16 protein-coding genes are annotated in these 17,467 nt (G+C 69.5%); 12 read left to right on the top strand and 4 right to left on the bottom strand.

The features are described 5' to 3' along the window. The 3 genes from HMPREF2886_RS25000 to HMPREF2886_RS24990 form a co-directional block, all read left to right on the top strand. The coding region (locus HMPREF2886_RS25000; protein WP_049310733.1) for a DUF1302 domain-containing protein at nt 1-1,168 on the top strand (1,168 nt) is incomplete at its 5' end. A 56-nt stretch (nt 1,169-1,224) separates the two neighbouring features. Continuing rightward, nucleotides 1,225-2,595, top strand: coding sequence for a DUF1329 domain-containing protein (locus HMPREF2886_RS24995; protein ID WP_039027820.1), 1,371 nt, complete (start codon nt 1,225-1,227; stop codon nt 2,593-2,595). A 149-nt stretch (nt 2,596-2,744) separates the two neighbouring features. Continuing rightward, nucleotides 2,745-5,228 carry a LuxR C-terminal-related transcriptional regulator gene (locus HMPREF2886_RS24990; protein WP_033975533.1) on the top strand — a complete coding sequence of 828 codons (2,484 nt, stop codon included), beginning with the start codon at nt 2,745-2,747 and terminating at the stop codon, nt 5,226-5,228. A 6-nt stretch (nt 5,229-5,234) separates the two neighbouring features. Here the strand turns inward: HMPREF2886_RS24990 and HMPREF2886_RS24985 are convergent, their stop codons facing one another. Continuing rightward, nucleotides 5,235-6,047 carry a SirB1 family protein gene (locus HMPREF2886_RS24985; RefSeq protein ID WP_003162663.1) on the bottom strand — a complete coding sequence of 271 codons (813 nt, stop codon included), beginning with the start codon at nt 6,045-6,047 and terminating at the stop codon, nt 5,235-5,237. A gap of 245 nt (nt 6,048-6,292) precedes the next feature. Here HMPREF2886_RS24985 and HMPREF2886_RS24980 point away from each other — a divergent pair, with 245 nt between their 5' ends. The 4 genes from HMPREF2886_RS24980 to HMPREF2886_RS24965 all read left to right on the top strand — a co-directional run bounded on the left by HMPREF2886_RS24980 (nt 6,293) and on the right by HMPREF2886_RS24965 (nt 10,681). Further along, entirely contained in the window at nt 6,293-7,318 is a 1,026-nt protein-coding gene (locus HMPREF2886_RS24980; protein WP_017149250.1) for a Leu/Phe/Val dehydrogenase, read from the top strand. Between the two features lie 141 nt (nt 7,319-7,459). After that, complete coding sequence (pdhA, locus tag HMPREF2886_RS24975; RefSeq protein WP_003106978.1) at nt 7,460-8,557, top strand: pyruvate dehydrogenase (acetyl-transferring) E1 component subunit alpha; 1,098 nt, start codon at nt 7,460-7,462, stop codon at nt 8,555-8,557. Next, on the top strand, nt 8,550-9,551 hold the full coding sequence (locus tag HMPREF2886_RS24970) for an alpha-ketoacid dehydrogenase subunit beta (RefSeq protein ID WP_003106981.1): 1,002 nt from the start codon (nt 8,550-8,552) through the stop codon (nt 9,549-9,551). Before pdhA ends, HMPREF2886_RS24970 begins: the two co-directional genes overlap by 8 nt. A 17-nt stretch (nt 9,552-9,568) precedes the next feature. Further along, the gene (locus HMPREF2886_RS24965; protein ID WP_070748598.1) at nt 9,569-10,681 is read left to right on the top strand and encodes a dihydrolipoamide acetyltransferase family protein; all 1,113 of its coding nucleotides are present in this window, start codon (nt 9,569-9,571) and stop codon (nt 10,679-10,681) included. On the opposite strand, the gene HMPREF2886_RS24960 is transcribed toward HMPREF2886_RS24965, so the two are convergent. From HMPREF2886_RS24960 to HMPREF2886_RS24950, 3 genes are all read right to left on the bottom strand, one after another. Continuing rightward, nucleotides 10,682-11,080 carry a DUF2809 domain-containing protein gene (locus tag HMPREF2886_RS24960; RefSeq protein ID WP_023091118.1) on the bottom strand — a complete coding sequence of 133 codons (399 nt, stop codon included), beginning with the start codon at nt 11,078-11,080 and terminating at the stop codon, nt 10,682-10,684. It abuts the gene before it with no gap. 93 nt (nt 11,081-11,173) lie between these two features. Continuing rightward, the gene (locus HMPREF2886_RS24955) at nt 11,174-11,758 is read right to left on the bottom strand and encodes a hypothetical protein (protein WP_003122204.1); all 585 of its coding nucleotides are present in this window, start codon (nt 11,756-11,758) and stop codon (nt 11,174-11,176) included. Between the two features lie 35 nt (nt 11,759-11,793). Further along, nucleotides 11,794-12,060 (bottom strand): YebG family protein, encoded by a 267-nt coding sequence (locus HMPREF2886_RS24950; protein ID WP_003091854.1) that lies wholly within the window; start codon nt 12,058-12,060, stop codon nt 11,794-11,796. A 209-nt stretch (nt 12,061-12,269) separates the two neighbouring features. Between HMPREF2886_RS24950 and HMPREF2886_RS24945 the strand changes: the two genes are divergently transcribed. From HMPREF2886_RS24945 to hasR, 5 genes are all read left to right on the top strand, one after another. Further along, the gene (locus HMPREF2886_RS24945) at nt 12,270-12,539 is read left to right on the top strand and encodes a DUF2790 domain-containing protein (protein ID WP_003091850.1); all 270 of its coding nucleotides are present in this window, start codon (nt 12,270-12,272) and stop codon (nt 12,537-12,539) included. A gap of 119 nt (nt 12,540-12,658) precedes the next feature. Next, complete coding sequence (locus HMPREF2886_RS24940; RefSeq protein WP_033975530.1) at nt 12,659-12,877, top strand: hypothetical protein; 219 nt, start codon at nt 12,659-12,661, stop codon at nt 12,875-12,877. A gap of 76 nt (nt 12,878-12,953) precedes the next feature. Next, nucleotides 12,954-13,469 (top strand): RNA polymerase sigma factor, encoded by a 516-nt coding sequence (locus HMPREF2886_RS24935; RefSeq protein ID WP_083318614.1) that lies wholly within the window; start codon nt 12,954-12,956, stop codon nt 13,467-13,469. 64 nt (nt 13,470-13,533) lie between these two features. Beyond that, nucleotides 13,534-14,520, top strand: coding sequence for a FecR family protein (locus HMPREF2886_RS24930; protein WP_070748596.1), 987 nt, complete (start codon nt 13,534-13,536; stop codon nt 14,518-14,520). 209 nt (nt 14,521-14,729) lie between these two features. Next, nucleotides 14,730-17,405 (top strand): heme uptake receptor HasR, encoded by a 2,676-nt coding sequence (hasR, locus tag HMPREF2886_RS24925; protein WP_083318613.1) that lies wholly within the window; start codon nt 14,730-14,732, stop codon nt 17,403-17,405. Nucleotides 17,406-17,467: the final 62 nt, after the last annotated feature.

Genomic DNA, 17,467 nt, shown 5'->3' with positions numbered 1-17,467 from the left:
GGAGATCAAGGAAGGCCTGATCCCGGTGAACATGCTCTACCTGTCCCAGGGCATCAGCGACGCGCTGACCGTCGAAGGCTTCTACCAGTTGGAGTGGGACCAGACGGTGATCGACAACTGCGGCACCTTCTTCTCTACCACCGACGTGGTCGCCGATGGCTGCGAGCGGATGGTCTACGCCGGCAGCGACTTCGACCCGAACCCGGCCAACGGCTACCGCTACCTGCCGCGCGCCGGCGATCGCGATGCCCGCGACAGCGGCCAGTGGGGCCTGGCCCTGCGTTGGTACGCGGCGGAGCTGAACGACACCGAGTTCGGCCTGTACGCGATGAACTACCACAGTCGCAACCCGTACTACAGTGTGATCGCCGGCAACGGCCTGGCCACCTCCGACCCGGTCACCGGCCGCTCCACCGGCTATTACTTCATCGACTATCCCGAGGACATCCGCCTCTACGGCCTGAGCTTCCAGACCAACATCGGCAGTACCTCGGTGGCCGGCGAGCTGAGCTACCGGCCGAACATGCCGCTACAAATCAACAGCACCGACATGTCGATCGCCGCGATCTACCCGACCACCCTGTTCGGCAACCCGATCTACGACAGCGGCTTCGCCACCCCGCGCGCCGGCGAGGTGATCAACGGCTACGTGCGCAAGCCGGTGACCCAGGCACAGGTGACCGTCACCCAGTTCTTCGACCGGGTACTGGCGGCCGACCGCCTGACCGTGGTCGGCGAAGTCGGCTACAACCACCTCAGCGGGGTCGACGGCGACGACCTGCGCTACGGCCGCGACGCCATCTACGGCATCGGCGAACTGCCGAACAACGCCTTGTGCACCGGCGCGCTCAACGTGGCCAACCCGCAGGAGTGCAACAGCCACGGCTTCTACACCCGCAACTCGTGGGGCTATCGCCTGCGCGGGATCCTCGAATATCCCAACGTGTTCGCCGGGGTCAACCTGAAGCCGAACCTGGCCTGGTCGCACGACGTCGAGGGCTACGGGCCGAACTTCAGCGAGGGCGCCAAGGCCGTCAGCGTCGGCCTCGATGCCGACTACCAGAACACCTATACCGCCAGCATCAGCTACACCGACTTCTTCGGCGGCAACTACAACCCGATCAACGACCGCGACTTCCTCGCGGTGAGCTTCGGGGTGAACTTCTGAGGTCCGCCGCCCTTCGGGGCGGCCGCTTTCGCGGATACGAACAAGGATAACAACGCATGAAAACAGCACGACTCCTGTCCTCCGGGGCGCTGGCCCTCAGCCTGCTGGCCGGTTCGGTGACGGCGGCGGTTTCGCCCGACGAGGCCGCCAGGCTCGGCAGCAGCCTGACCCCTATCGGCGCGCAGAAGGAAGGCAACGCCGACGGCAGCATCCCAGCCTGGACCGGCGGCCTCGCGGCCAGTGCCGGCAAGGTCGACGGCAAGGGCTTCCTTTCCGATCCCTTTGCCGACGAGAAGCCGCTGTTCACCATCACCGCGCAGAACGTCGAGCAATACAAGGACAAGCTCTCCGACGGCCAGTTGGCGATGTTCAAGCGCTACCCCGAGACCTACCGGATCCCGGTGTACAAGACCCATCGCACGGTGGCCCTGCCGGCCGAGATCGACGAGGCGGTCAAGCAGAGCGCGCTGAACGTGCAGCCGATCAACGACGGCAACGGCCTGTCGAATTTCGAGAAGAGCCGCTACTACGCCTTCCCGATCCCGAAGAACGGTGTCGAAGTGCTCTGGAACCACATCACTCGCTACCGCGGCGGCAACCTCAAGCGCACCATCGTCCAGGCCACCCCGCAGACCAACGGCAGCTTCACGCCGATCCGCTTCGAGGAGTCGGTGGCATTCCCGCAGAACATGCCCGACCTCGACCAGAGCAAGGCGGCCAACATCCTCACCTTCTTCAAGCAGCAGGTGACCGCGCCGGCGCGCCTGGCGGGCAACGTGCTGCTGGTCCACGAGACCCTCGACCAGGTCAAGGAGCCGCGCCTGGCCTGGGTCTACAACGCCGGCCAGCGCCGCGTGCGGCGCGCCCCGCAGGTGGCCTACGATGGCCCGGGCACCGCCGCCGACGGCCTGCGCACCTCGGATAACTTCGACATGTTCTCCGGCGCCCCGGACCGCTACGACTGGAAGCTGCTCGGCAAGCGCGAGATGTACATCCCCTACAACGCCTACAAGCTCAACGACCCGAGCCTGAAGTACGGCGACATCATCAAGGCCGGGCACATCAACCAGGACCTGACCCGCTACGAGCTGCACCGGGTGTGGGAAGTGGTCGGCACGGTGAAGCCGGGCGAGCGGCACATCTACGCCAAGCGCCACATGTACATCGACGAGGACAGCTGGCAGATCGCCCTGGTCGACCACTACGACGGTCGCGGCCAGCTCTGGCGGGTCGGCGAGGGCCACGCGCAGTACCACTACGACCAGAAGGTCGCCGGCTACACCCTGGAGGCGCTCTACGACGTGATCGCCGGTCGCTACCTGGCGCTGGGCATGAACAACGAGGAGAAGCGCGGCTACGAGTTCGGCTTCAAGGCCTCGTCCGCCGACTACACGCCGGCCGCCCTGCGCAACGCAGGGGTACGCTGAGTCCCGGCCAGTCGCGACGAGCGTGTCGGCTTGTGTCGACGCGCTCGTTCGTTATGACGGCCCATCACCCGGCGCAATCATCGTTCAGCAGCGGGGCAGGCGCGGTCTAGGCTCCCGGCAAGGCGCTTCGACAGAACAAGAGCACTGCCATGACCGAGCCGACCGAGCTGCCCGCCGCCTTGCCGCGGCTGCCGCCGCAGCACCTGCCGCGGCCCCGTTTGCACCAGCCGCTGCTACGCGGAGAATGCCGCCTGCGACTGCTCTGCGCACCCGCCGGCAGCGGCAAGACCGTCCTCCTCGGAGAATGCGCGCGGCGGGCGCCGCCTGGGGTGCAGGTGGTCTGGCTGGCGCTGGGCGGGGAAGCGCTGGACCCTGCGACCTTCCGCCGCCGCCTGGCCGGCGCCCTCGGCTTGGCCGAGGAAAGCGACGAAGCGCAACTGTGCCGGCGGCTGCGCAACGCTTCCGCGCTGTGGTTGCTGCTCGACGATTACCCACGGCACCCCGACCCCGCCCTCGACGCTTGCCTCGATCGCCTGTTGAGCGCGGCCTCGCCACGGGTGGGCTGGTGGCTGGCGAGCCGGCGGCGGCCGCAGTGCAACCTGGCGCGGTTGCTGCTGGAAGGGGAGTTGCTGGAGGTCGACGGCGGCCTGCTGGCGTTCGATGCCGACGAGGTCACCGAACTGCTCCGCCTGCACGGGCGCAGCGCCGATGCCGGCACGGCCGGGACACTGCTGGAACGCAGCGGCGGTTGGTGCGCCGCGTTGCGCTTGCGCCTGCTGGTCGGCGAAGAGACGGCCGGACCGTTGTTGCAGGAATACCTCCAGCACGAGTTGCTCGACGAGCTGCCGCCGCCGCTGGCCGACGCTGCGCGTGCCCTGGCCTGGCTGCCGCAAGTCGGTCCGGAGCTGTTCCGCCGGCTGTTCGAGGAGTTGCCCCACGGGCTGGACGACCTGTTGGCGCGGGGCTTCCCCCTGCTGGCCGATATGAACCAGCGCTACAGCCTGCCGCCGGCGATCCGCGAGGCCTGGCGCGAAGCGCCGCAGCGCCCGCAGCGGGACTTCCACCGGGAAGCCTGCGAATGGTTCGCCGAACACGGCGAGACCCGCGAGGCGGTCGACCAGGCGCTGGCCGCCGACGAACCGGAGACCGCCGCCGGATTGTTGCAGAAGCTCACCGAGGAGCAATTGCTGCACGGCCACAACATCGGCATGGTCCTGGCCCTGCGCGACGAACTGCCGGCGGCGCTGCTGGCCAGCACGCCGCGCCTGGTGATCCTGAATGCCTGGGCGCTGCTCTACGCCGGACGCCTGGCCGAAGCCGAAGACTGCATCGGCCAGTTGGCGCGCTTCCTGCCGATGCCCTCGGCGTCCCGCCAGCGGGTGCTGCTGGCGCAATGGCAGGGCTTGTTCGGGATCCTCCTGCACTGCCGCGGCGAGCGCGGCGCCGCCGACTACCTGCGCGAGGCGCTGGAGCAACTGCCGGAGGACGCCTGGTCGCAGGGACTGATCTGCCGCTCGGCGCTGATGCAACTGGCGATGATCGAGGGGCGGATGGACCAGGCGCGCTTGATCGGCCGCGATGCCTTGCGCCTGGCGCGCGAGCACGACAGCCTGATCTTCGAGGCGCTGATCGAACTGGAGCGGGCGCAGTGGCTGGAGCAGCGCGGCGAACTGCTGCGCGCGGAAGGCGTCCTCGATCGTGCCCAGCGCTACCTGGAGGACCTCGGCCAGCAGGGCAGCCCGATGCTCGGCCGGATCGCCCTGCGCCGCGCGCGCCTGTGCCTGCAGCAGGGCCGCGAGGTCGAGGCCGGGCACTGGTATCGGCTGGGGCTGGAGCAGGCACGGGAGAATCTCGACCCCTGGGCGCTCTACGGCTACCTGGGACTGGCCTTGCTGGAAGCCGGGCAGGGTGACCTGGACGCGGCGTTCAACCGCCTGCTGGAGGTCGAGCGGCTGATGCAGCAGCGCCATGTCCCCGATCCGCTGTATCGCGGCGCGCTACTGCTGGTCAGCTCCGCCCTGACCCTGCAGCAGGGAAGGCCGGCGCAGGCGCGGGAGATCCTGCTGCGGGTCCGCGCCTACTTCCAGCCGGGACGGTCGCGCCTGTCGCCGCCCTCCGAACCGGAGCTGGAAGCGCGGGTAGAGCACCAATTGGCGCTGGCCGAACTCTACAGCGGCGAGGCTGCCGCCGCCGAAGCGCGGCTGCGCGGGCTGCTCGCCATTCTCGAGGCGCAGGGGCGGCAGACGCTGCTTTGCGAGGTGCGCATGGGCATCGCCGAGTGCCAGTTCCTCTGCGGACAGTTGCCCCAGGCCCAGCAAACCCTGCGCAGCGGCCTGGAGCTGGCGGAGCGGCTAGGCCTGCAACTGCCGCAGCGGCGACTGCGGGATCGCCAGCCGCAACTTTTCGCCGCCCTGCCGGGGGAGGAAGAGGAGGGGCTCAGTCCGCTCAGTTGCCGGGAGCTGGCGGTGCTCGGCCTGATCGCCCAGGGCTGTTCCAACCAGGAGATCGGCGAGCAACTGTTCATTTCCCTGCACACGGTGAAGACCCACGCCCGGCGGATCAACGGCAAGCTCGGCGTGGCCCGCCGGACCCAGGCGGTGGCGCGGGCCAAGGCCCTCGGCCTGCTCGCCTGAGCGGCCTCAGTGCAGGGCGCGGCCGGTCGGCGGGGCGAGTTCGCCCAGGCGCTGGCCGAGGCGCAGTTGCTCGGTGGGATCGTCGCTGAGCAAGAGCGCGCGTTCCAGGTCGTAGCGTTCCGCCTGCGGGCAATCCAGTTGCCGATAGAGGCCGGCGCGGGCCTCGTGGTCGGCGGCGCCCACCGGGCCGAGTTCGATCACCCGCTGGGCATCCTTCAGCGCGGCCAGCGGCTCGCCGGCGGCGCTGTGCAGTTGTCGCAGGTTGCGCGACAGACGCTGGAGGATTTCCCCGGGAGAGGCCTGCTTCAGGTAGGCGGCCTGCAGTTCGCTCTTCGGCCCTTGCAGGCGCAGCAGCAGTTCGCGGCAGTCGGGGGTATAGAGGCGCCGCCCGGTAGCCGGGTCGAGCAGATGGTCGGCCTGCGGCACGCGCAGCAGGAAGCGTCCCGGGAAGTTCACTCCGACCAGCGGAATGTCCAGCCGCCGCGCCAGCTCCATGGCCACCAGCGCCAGCGACAACGGCTGCCCCTGGCGCCGCTGCAGCACCAGCGGGAGCAGGGCCGAGCGCGGTTGCAGGGGGAAGTCGTCGTCCTCGCAGAAACCCTGTTCGCTCATTCGCCGCAGCAACCCCTGGGCGCGCTCGCTGGCCGAGGCGCGGTCGTCCAGGCTGGCGCCGATCTGCCGGACGAGTTCGTCGAGCTCGCGCAGGGCGTGGGCGGGCGAATACGCCGGGAGGTGCTCCGCGGCGATCCACAGGGCCGCCTCGAACAGCGCTGGCGGTTCCTGGGCGAGACAATCGAGGCAGGCTTGACGCGGGTCCATGGCTTTCCTCCTGGTGCGCCTGGATCGCTGCGGACGGGCCGTTCGGAGCACGCCGGGGCCGGTTTCGAGCGGGCGGACCCCAAGGTTGTAACCGTCCGCCGAAGCTTCGTCCAGTACCCGGCCCGGCGAGCGCCGCGGCCTGGTCGTCGGCCTTGCGGGCGTTTCGCCGACGCCTGCCTATACTGAAGGTGCCGGGCGGCAACGGCCCGGCCCGGACAACAAGCACCAAGCAGGGGAGCCCCAGCATGTTCGACATGATGGACGCGGCCCGGCTCGAGGGTCTCCACCTCGCCCAAGACCCGGCCACGGGACTCAAGGCCATTATTGCCATCCACAGCACGCGACTCGGCCCGGCTCTGGGTGGTTGTCGCTACCTGCCTTACCCCAACGACGAAGCCGCCATCGGCGACGCCATCCGCCTGGCCCAGGGCATGAGCTACAAGGCGGCCCTGGCCGGGCTGGAGCAGGGCGGCGGCAAGGCGGTGATCATCCGCCCGCCGCACCTGGACAATCGCGGCGCGCTGTTCGAGGCCTTCGGGCGCTTCATCGAAAGCCTCGGCGGACGCTACATCACTGCGGTGGACAGCGGTACCTCCAGCGCCGACATGGACTGCATCGCCCAGCAGACCCGCCACGTCACCAGCACCACCCAGGCCGGCGACCCCTCGCCGCATACCGCCCTCGGCGTGTTCGCCGGGATTCGCGCCAGCGCCCAGGCGCGCCTCGGCAGCGACGACCTGGAAGGCCTGCGGGTCGCGGTGCAGGGGCTCGGCCACGTCGGCTACGCATTGGCCGAGCAACTGGCGGCGGTCGGCGCCGAGTTGCTGGTCTGCGACCTCGATCCCGGCCGGGTGCAACTGGCGGTCGAGCAGCTCGGCGCCCATCCGCTGGCGCCGGAGGCATTGCTTTCCACCCCATGCGACATCCTCGCGCCCTGCGGGCTGGGCGGCGTGCTCACCAGCCAGAGCGTCAGCCAGTTGCGCTGCGCGGCGGTGGCCGGGGCGGCGAACAACCAGTTGGAGCGGCCGGAGGTCGCCGACGAGCTGGAGGCGCGCGGCATCCTCTATGCGCCGGACTACGTGATCAACTCCGGCGGCCTGATCTACGTCGCCCTCAAGCACCGCGGCGCCGACCCGCATAGCATCACCGCGCACCTGGCGCGGATTCCCGCGCGGCTCACCGAGATCTATGCCCATGCCCAGGCCGACCACCAGTCGCCGGCGCGGATCGCCGACCGTCTGGCGGAGCGGATTCTCTACGGCCCGCACTGACGGGCCGGCGTTTCCGGCGAGGCCGCCGACAGGCCTCGCCAGCGGCAGTGCGGGCCACCCCCGCCGCGCCGCGCGTGCACGCCGCCACCCGCGGCGCGACCCTGAGCGGCACGCCTACCCGGCGTGCGGAGGAGGTTTGCGATGGTTCACAACCGGATCGACCCGCCTTTCACCCGCTACCTCGACAGCGACGGTCGGCCCCTCGGCGAGTTGCCCGCCTGGGCCGGCGACAGCGATGCGCTGGTCGGCCTCTACCGGCAGATGCTCCTGACCCGCCTGTTCGACCAGAAGGCGGTGGCCCTCCAGCGTACCGGGCGGATCGGCACCTATGCGCCAACCCTCGGCCAGGAAGCCATCGGCGTGGCCATCGGCAGCCAGATGCGCGCCGAGGACGTGCTGGTGCCCTATTACCGCGATACCGCCGTGCAATTGATGCGCGGCGTGCGCATGGAGGACATCCTCCTCTACTGGGGCGGCGACGAGCGCGGCAGCGATTACGCCGAACCGCTGGCGGCGCAGGACTTTCCCATTTGCGTGCCGATCGCGACCCAGGCCCTGCATGCCTGCGGGGTCGCCTCGGCGTTCCGCATCCGCGGCGAGCACCGGGTGGCGGTGACCACCTGCGGCGACGGCGCCACCAGCAAGGGCGATTTCCTCGAGGCGCTGAACGTGGCGGGCGCCTGGCAGTTGCCGGTGCTCTTCGTGGTCAACAACAACCAGTGGGCGATCTCGGTGCCGCGGCGCATCCAATGCGGCGCGCCGACCCTGGCGGAGAAGGCGGTGGGTGCCGGCTTCCCCGGCGAACAGGTGGACGGCAACGACGTGCTGGCGGTCGCCGAGCGCGTCCGCGCGGCCCTGGAGCGCGCGCGCCAGGGCAAGGGGCCGACACTGCTGGAGTGCATCAGCTATCGCCTGTGCGACCACACCACGGCCGACGACGCCAGCCGCTACCGTTCCGCCGAGGAGGTCAACCAGGCCTGGCGCGAGGAGCCGATCAAGCGCCTGCGCGCCTTCCTCGCCGGCCGCGGCCAGTGGGACGAGGAGCGCGAGCAGGCGCTGGTGGGCGAGTGCCAGGCGCGGGTGCAGGAGGCGGTGGAGCGTTTCGAGACGTTCGCCGCGCAGGCGCCGCAGGCACTGTTCGAGCATGTCTACGCGCGCTGGCCGGCGGTCCTGGAGGAGCAGCGCGAGCAATTGCTGGAGCGCGCCGCGCGGCGGCAGGGAGGGGCCGAACATGAATGAGCGCAACGGCGAAGCGAAACGCCTGGCCCTTCTGGAGGCGGTCAACCTGGCGTTGCACCGGGCCATGGCCGAGGACGAGACGGTGGTGGTGCTGGGCGAAGACGTCGGGGTCAACGGCGGGGTGTTTCGCGCCACCCTCGGCCTGCGCGAGCGCTTCGGCTTCAAGCGGGTGCTGGATACGCCGCTGGCGGAGAACATGATCGCCGGACTGTCCATCGGCATGGCCGCCCAGGGCCTGAAGCCGGTGATGGAGATCCAGTTCATGGGCTTCATCTACGCCGCCATGGAGCAACTGGTGTCCCATGCCAGCCGCCTGCGCAATCGCACCCGCGGCCGCCTGGCCTGCCCGTTGGTGCTGCGCACGCCGATGGGCGCGGGGATCCGCGCGCCGGAGCACCACAGCGAGGCGACCGAGGCGATGTTCGCGCACATCCCCGGCGTCCGCGTGCTGGTGCCGTCGTCGCCGGCGCGGGCCTACGGCCTGCTCCTGGCGGCGATCGACGATCCCGATCCGGTGATCTTCCTCGAGCCGACCCGGCTCTACCGGATGAACCCGCAGCCGCTGGCGGACGACGCCCGGCGCCTGCCGCTGGACAGTTGCTTCACCCTTCGCGAAGGCGGCGACCTGACCCTGGTCAGCTGGGGCGCCAGCGTCCACGAGACCCAGCAGGCCGCCGAGCGCCTGGCGCAGCGCGGCATCGAGGCCGAAGTGATCGACGTCGCCTGCCTCAAGCCGCTCGACCTCGACACCCTGGAAGCCTCGGTGCGCAAGACCGGTCGCTGCGTGATCGTCCATGAGGCGCCGAAGAGTGGCGGCCTCGGCGGGGAAATCGCCGCGAGCCTCTACGAGCGTGTCCTGTTCGACCTGCGGGCGCCGATCCAGCGGGTCGCCGCGGCCGATATCCCGCCGCCGCTGTACCGCCTGGAAGCGCTGTACATGCCCGCCGTGGAGGACATCCTGGCGGCCTGCGACACCGTGCTCGGCTACGCCTGAGCCAAGGGGAGACGACCATGAAGCACTTCAAGCTGCCCGACCTGGGCGAGGGCCTGCAGGAAGCGGAAATCGTCGAATGGCACGTCAAGGCCGGCGACAGCGTGCGCGCCGACCAGCGCCTGGTCTCGGTGGAAACCGCCAAGGCGCTGGTGGACATCCCCGCGCCCTACGATGGGGTGGTGGGCAAGCTGTTCGGCGCCGAGGGCGACATCCTCCACGTCGGCGAACCGCTGGTGGGCTTCGAGGGCGAGGAGGCGGACGCCGGTACCGTGGTGGGGCGCCTGGAGGGCGGCGGTAGCGCCCTGGAGGACCGTTTCTTCATCGGCGCCGCACCGTCCACCCGCGAACACCTGGCACCGCGCGCGACCCCGGCGGTGCGCCAGTTCGCCCGCCAGCAGGGCGTCGAACTGGCTGGCCTGAGCGGCTCCGGCCCGGATGGCCTGATCACCCGCGCCGACGTCGAGGCCGCCGCCCAGGGCGCCCGCGAACGCTTCGGCGGCGAGCGCTTGCGCGGGGTACGGCGGAGCATGGCGCTGAACATGGCGCGCTCGCATGCCGAGGTGGTGCCGGTGACGATCTACGGCGACGCCGACCTGCATCGCTGGAAGACCGCACGCGACCCGTTGATCCGCCTGGCCCAGGCGCTGGCCGAGGCCTGTCGCGCCGAGCCGACCCTCAACGCCTGGTTCGATGGCGCCTCGTTGTCGCTGAAACTGCATGAGCGGCTCGACCTGGGGATCGCCGTGGACACCCCGGACGGCCTGTTCGTGCCGGTGCTGCGCGACGTCGGTACGCGTTCGCCGGAGGACCTGCGCGCCGGTATGCGGCGCCTGCGCGAGGATGTCCAGGCGCGCTCGATCCCGCCGGCGGAAATGCTCGGCGCAACCTTGACCCTATCCAACTTCGGCACCCTGTTCGGCCGCTACGCCAACCCCGTGGTGGTGCCGCCGCAGGTGGCCATCCTCGGTGCCGGTGGCATCCGCGACGAAGTAGTGGCCTGGCGCGGCGAGATGGCGATCCACCCGATCCTGCCGCTCTCGCTGACCTTCGATCACCGCGCGGCTACCGGTGGCGAGGCGGCGCGTTTCCTCAAGGTACTGGTGAATGCCCTGGAGCAGTCCGACGGCTGATCAGCGCCGGCGCTCCAGCCACCACGCCAGCAGCGCGCCGAGGGCGTAGGCGAGCAGGTCGAAGCCGTCGGCGGTGCTACCGAGAACGATGCGCAGCACGGGGCTGGAGAATTGCCAATGCAGTTGCGCCGCCAGGTACTGGCCCAGTTCCAGCAGCGCGCCGACGCCAAAGGCGGCGGATGCCAGCCAGGCGGCCGGCGCCCTGAGCGCGCTGCCCATCAGGTAGTAGAGCCAGACCACCGCCAGCAGGTCGCCGCCGAAGCTGCGTATCCAGCCCCAATGCCGGCCCAGGGTGGCGAGCAGGACCAGCAGGCCGAACAGCAGCAGTGCCAGCAGCAGGCTGCGCCGGTCCAGGCGCCAGCGTCGGGAGCGGACGGGGGAGGCGGGGAGAGCGGGCATGGGACCTTCCTGGTCGATGGGGCTGCCGGGCGTTGTACGGCAAGCGCCGGTTTCCGGCAAGCCGGGCGCGGGTCGGACAAGCGCCGCGCGGACTCAGCGGCGTCGCAGGCTGGCGAGCAGTTGTTCGACGAAGGCGTCGCTGCCGGAGCTGTCGAGGTAGTGCACCTGGGGACCGTCGAGCAGGTAGAGCGCGTGGTAGGGCTTGCCGGCCTGGCTGCCGCGCAGGCGATAGACCTCGGTGCCGGCCACGCGGTAGCGGCTGGCGCTGGCGCGCCGGTCGCACAGGCCGAGGGCCTGGCGCTGCGCCTGGAGACGCTCGCGCTCGGCGTCGGGCAGGCCGTCCAGCGGCAGGGCTCCGAACAGCAGGCGAACCTGTCGCGGGAGGTCGAGCCGTTCGCCCTCGTCCGCGCCCATCTCGTTGCCTTCGAGCAGGCGGTGGGCGAGGTAGTGACCCTCGGCGTAGCGGGCGATCAGCAGGTCGCCGCTGTGCAGCAGGGTGGCGGGGGCCCGTTGCAGGTCGAGTTGCAGCCTGCCGGCGCCGCCCAGGGCCAGGACCTGCGCGGCGCCGGCAGAGGCTGCCGGTGTCTCGGCGTCCGTGGCCCGGAACGGGCAGGCGAGGGCAGGGGCACCGGCGAGGCCGAGGAGGACGCACAGCAGGCCGGCAAGTTGTCGCGGCATGTTTCGGCTCCTTGCGCTTTGCTTGCAGCGGCGGCTCATTCGTCCGCGGCGTTTTCCTCGAACAGTTCGTTGAGGGCGTCCGGCTGGTTCTTGAAGGCGCGGGCGAAGGCGTCGCGGTTCTTCGCCATGAAGATGCCGAGTTCTTCCACCTGTTCCTCCTTCAGCGACGGCACCGCCTTCTGCAGCACCTCGGCCAGCGTTTCCGCCAGCTCCAGCATCTTGTCGTAACGATCGGCTTCAGCCTTGTCCATGAACAAACGCTCCTGATCCCGGCTGCTGCGGTACACCACTTCGACGGCCATTCATCACCTCTGTGCCTTCTGAGTCGCAAGGTTGCTTTGACTGGTTATCCATCCAGTATATGGCGTCTTGCCGTCCGTGGATAGCGCCAGGATTGCCGGCGCATTGCCGGGGCGGTCGTCGTCTGACAGAAATGTCACGCCGGGCTCATGAGCCTGACAGTCTCCGCAGCGTAGTTTCAGGCTGAACGTTCTACCAAGGAGACATCCTCATGAGAGTGATCCCGTTGGCACTTGTCGCGCTGCTCGGCCTGGCGCCGCTGGCCCAGGCGCAGCAGCAGCCCTACGGACCCAACCCGGACTCGAAATCGCTCCGCCAGCACTACGTGGAAGGGCGCCTGGACATCGCCCGGGTGATCTACAAGACCGACCTGTGGAGCGCCTGTGGGATCGTCCCGGCGCGCCTGGTCTACGAGGACTCGCAGGGCGAGCGGCATACCGTCGAGTACAAGGCCTGGGGCAGCGGTTGCAGCGGCAATTGAGTGAACCCGGCGCGGCACGGGCCGCGCCGGGTTTTCCTCGGCTCCCGCGCTTCTGCTAAGGTTGCGCGCCTGCCGCCCGTTGCGCGGCGCATACCTTCCGCCCCGCAAGGATGCCCGGCATGCACGACCTTGGTTTCGCCCTCCTGCTCATCGGCTACGTCTGGTCCGTGGCCAGCGGCGGCCGCCGTTCGATTCCCTGCGCCTTGCTCTGCCTGTTGCTGTTTCCGCTGGCGCAACTGGCCTTCGCCATCAACGACGCGCCGATGCGCCCGCCGCTGGCGCTGGCGGCCCTTGGCGCGGGCCTGGCCTACCTCGGCGGCGGCTCGGTGTTCGGCTGAGCCCGGCATCTCACAAGAATACGATTGAAAATCATTATCATAAAAAATATGCTGCTGCCCTTCTGAAAGGACGTGGGTGGATGCGCCGTTGGCGGAGCAGGATCTCAAGGCACTGTTTCTCAGGCATGCCCGGCAGTTGCAGTCGTATCTGTTGCGCAAGACCCGTGATCGACACCTGGCGGCGGACCTGGCGCAGGAAAGCTTCCTGCGCCTGGCCGAGCAGCGGCACAAGGAGCCGATCGAGCATGTCGACGCCTATCTCTACCGCACCGCGCACAACCTCACCATCGACCATTACCGGCAGGAACGGCGGCGCCGCACCGAGACCCGGCCCAACGACGACCTCGCCGGGTTCGTCGCCGACCAGCCCGGCCCCGAGGAGTCCGCGGTGGATGCCGATGCGCTTGCCCGCCTGCGCGAGATAGTCGCCGAACTGCCGCCGCGCACCCGTGAGATCTTCCGTCTCAACCGTCTGGAAGGGCTGACCCATGCCGAGGTGGCGAGACGCCTGGAAATCTCCGATAGCTCGGTGCAGAAGCACCTGGCCCGCGCCCTGGCCCATGTGATGCAGGCACTCGAGGATTCCCGCTGAATGGATTACCGAGTCTTGCCGGTTCGCGCGTCTGAACCTCTATAACGACCAACGAGAGCCGCACGTGAACAGCCTCCAGGAACAACAGCAGATCCGCCAGCAGGCCGCCGAATGGGCGATCCGCCTGGACGGCGGCGACCTCGACCGGTCCCGGCGCGAAGCGCTGGACGGCTGGCTGGCGGCTGACCCCCGGCACCCGGCCGCGCTGGCGCTGGCGCAACGGACCTGGAAACAGCTGGGATCGCTGGCCGAACCGCGGACGATGGTTCAGACGCCGGTTGCCAGCGCGCCGCGCCGCGCCGGGGGGCGGCGCAAGGGGTGGCGCGGCTGGGCCGCGGCGGCGGCGGTGCTGCTGGCCCTGGGCAGCGCCTGGAGCGAACGCGACGCCGGCGTGAGCTGGCTGGCCGACCACGCCACCGGCAAGGGCGAGGTACGCATCCTGCGGCTGGTGGATGGCAGCGAGGTCGAGCTGGACGCACAGAGTGCCATCGATGTCGCCTACGACAGCCGCGAGCGACGGGTGCGCCTGCTCGAAGGCAGCGCGATCTTCCGCGCCGCCCCGCGTGCGGGGCGGGAGACCCGGCCCTTCGTGGTGGAAAGCGCCGGCGGCAGCACTCGCGCGCTGGGTACTCGGTTCCTGGTCAGCCGCAACGAGGACGGCAGCGTCCAGGTCGGGGTGCTCGAACACCGCGTCGCGGTGGCCCTGGCGCATCCGCGCACGGGGACCGTCGGGCGCCGCGAGCTGGGCGAGGGCGAGAGCCTGCGCTACAGCGCGGAGGGCGGCGTCGAGGCGCCGCTGGGCGGTCGCCTCGACGACCTGACCAGTTGGCGGCGCGGCCTGCTGGTCTTCGACGAGCAGCCGCTGGGCGAGGTGGTGGCGCGCCTCAATCGCTACCGGCCGGGGCATTTGCTGGTGGCTCCCGGTGCGTTGGCGCAGCGGCGGGTCAGCGGGGTATTCCGGGTCGCCGACCTGGAGGCCTCGTTGCAGTCGATCAGCGATGAGCTGGGAGTGCGCAGCCTGAGCCTGGCGGGAGTGACGCTGCTGTACTGAGCGGCGCGATCGCTTCCGAGAGCCTCGACCACGGTCCGGGCAGTCGTCCCGTGCGCTTGTTCCGGCAGGGGCCGGGAAGCGCATTCTCGAGCCGCCGTTCCCGCCGGAGAAAAAATTTCTCGATTTCCGTTACTGACTTTCCCTGCCTCCATCGTTCTCTTAACGAGACTGATTCTTATTACACAAAACGATGGAGTGTAGGCGCTGTCATGAAACATCGTGGATGGAGTGCCGTGCGAGGCGGTCGCAAGGGGGCGCAACTGGCCCTGGGGCTGGGCCTGGTCCTGCTGGGAACGGCCGCGCTACCGCTGCATGCGCAAGACGGGGCGGACTCGGCGAGCCAGCAGCAGACCGCGCTGCGCCGGGTCCGGCTGGACATCCCGGCACAACCGCTGAACCGCGCCCTGCTGCGATTCGCCGAGCAGGCCGGGGTCCAGGTGTTCTTCGACAGCCAGCGTTTCGCCGGTCTCGGCAGCGCGGCGGTGCACGGCGAATACGTGCTGGCCGACGGCCTGAGCCAGATGCTCCAGGGCAGCCCGGTGGAATACCGCTTCTCCGGCAAGGACCAATTGAGCCTGATCCGCGTCAGCCAGGACGACCTGGTGCAGATGTCGCCCTCGGTGATCTCCGCCGCGCGTCCGGACGACTGGGTCTACCAGACGCCGCATTCGGTCAGCGTGATCGGCCGCGAGCAGATCGAGCGCAACCCGCCGCGGCATGCCGCCGACATGCTCGAGGAAACCCCCGGGGTGTACTCCTCGGTGAGCCAGCAGGACCCCGGCCTGTCGGTGAACATCCGTGGCATCCAGGACTACGGGCGGGTCAACATGTCGGTCGACGGCATGCGCCAGAACTACCAGCAGAGCGGCCACCAGCAGCGCAACGGGACGCTCTACGTCGATCCCGAGCTGCTCAGCGAGGTGGTCATCGACAAGGGCGCCAGCTCGGCCATGGGCGGCGCCGGGGTGATCGGCGGGATCGCCAACTTCCGCACCCTGGAGGCCCGCGACCTGGTCAGGCCGGGCAAGCAGGTCGGTGGCCGGGTACGCCTCACCAGTGGCCTGGGCGGCGACGCCAATGGCACCCACTTCATCGGCAGCGCGGCCTTCGCCATCGGCACCGAGGTCTGGGACATGCTGGTCGCCGCCAGCGAGCGCCACCTGGGCGACTACGACCCGGGGACCAAGGGCAGCATTGGCGAGCTGCGCACCGGCGCCTGGTTCAATCCCGAGGCCGGGCAGCGGGTCAAGCATTCGCCGGTGGCCTACTCCGGCTATGTGATGCGCTCGCGACTGGCCAAGCTTGGCGTCGCCCTGCCGCAGGACCAGCGCCTGCAGTTCAGCTACCTGACCACCCAGGTGTCCTACGACGACGCCAACATGCTCAACACCGAGAACCAGGCGCTCTGGGAAAAGCTCGGCAGCAGCGACGTGCGTGCGCAGAACTTCGCCATCGACTACGGCTACGCGCCGGACAACCCGTTGGTGGACTTCAAGGCCAAGCTCTACTACGTCGACAACCGCAACCGCCAGCAGACCCTGCAACGCGGTATCACCCCCGGCTACTCGATCACCTACCAGACCGACACCTACGGCGCGCAGGCGCAGAACACCTCGACCTTCGCTCTCGACGATCTCTCCACGCTGCGCGCCAACTATGGCCTGGAGTTCTTCTACGACAAGGTGCGGCCGGACTCCAGCCAGCCGCGGGCGAGCACCTCGGCGGTCGGCTTCCCTGCGGCCGAAGGCATGACCCCCAAGGGCGACCGCGCCCTCGGTAGCCTGTTCGCCCGTCTCGACTACGACTACGACGACTGGCTCAACCTCAACGCCGGGCTGCGTTACGACCGCTACCGCCTGCGCGGCGACACCGGCTTCAACGCGCGCACCTTCATCCTTGGCACCACCCGGCAGACCGACATGCCGCTGCAATACGCCGTCGGCCGCGAGGAGGGGCGCTTCTCGCCGACCTTCGGCCTGTCGGTCAAGCCCGGCGTCGACTGGTTGCAGTTGTTCGCCACCTACGGCAAGGGCTGGCGCCCGCCGGCGGTGACCGAGAGCCTGATCACCGGCCGCCCCCACGGCGGCGGCGCGGAAAACATGTACCCCAACCCGTTCCTCAGTCCGGAGCGCTCGAAGGCCTGGGAAGTCGGTTTCAACGTGCTGAAGGAGAACCTCTGGTTCAGCGACGACCGCCTGGGCCTGAAGGTCGCCTACTTCGACACCCGGGTCGACGACTTCATCTTCATGGGCATGGGCATGCAGCCGCCGGGCTACGGCATGGCCGGGATCGGCAACAGCGCCTACGTCAACAACCTCGACAGCACGCGCTTCCGTGGCGTCGAGTACCAGCTCGACTACGATGCCGGGCTGGCCTACGGGCAGCTCTCCTACACGCACATGATCGGCAGCAACGACTTCTGTTCGAAGACCGCCTGGCTCGGTGGCGTCACCCAGACGGTGAAGGGCAGCGGTCGCCGCCCGCCGGTGATCGACATGCGGCCGGACGAGCAGGCCAACGCCGCCACCCATTGCAGCGCGGTGCTCGGCTCCGCCGAACACATGCCGATGGATCGCGGCTCGCTGACCCTGGGCATGCGCTTCTTCGACCGCAGGCTGGACGTCGGCGCCCGTGCCCGCTACAGCGAAGGCTACTCGGTGGCTGGCGGCGCCACGGTGTCGCAGGCCGGCGTGTACCCGGCGGACTGGAAGGAATACACCGTCTACGACCTGTACGGCAGCTACCGGGTGAGCGATGAACTGACCCTGCGCCTGGCCATGGAGAACGTCACCGACCGCGCCTACCTGGTGCCGCTGGGCGACGTGCTGGCCTTCACCCTCGGTCGCGGGCGGACCCTGCAAGGCACCCTCGAATACCAGTTCTGACCCCCGTTTTGCCCAGTGAAGGGCAAAACCGGAGCGGGCATCCGTGCGCTCCGGCATTCACC

Origin of the sequence: Pseudomonas sp. HMSC066A08 (assembly GCF_001813025.1) — a bacterium.
In the GTDB taxonomy this organism is placed as follows: Bacteria; Pseudomonadota; Gammaproteobacteria; order Pseudomonadales; family Pseudomonadaceae; genus Pseudomonas; species Pseudomonas aeruginosa.
This window is presented reverse-complemented; position numbering and strand designations above follow the sequence as displayed.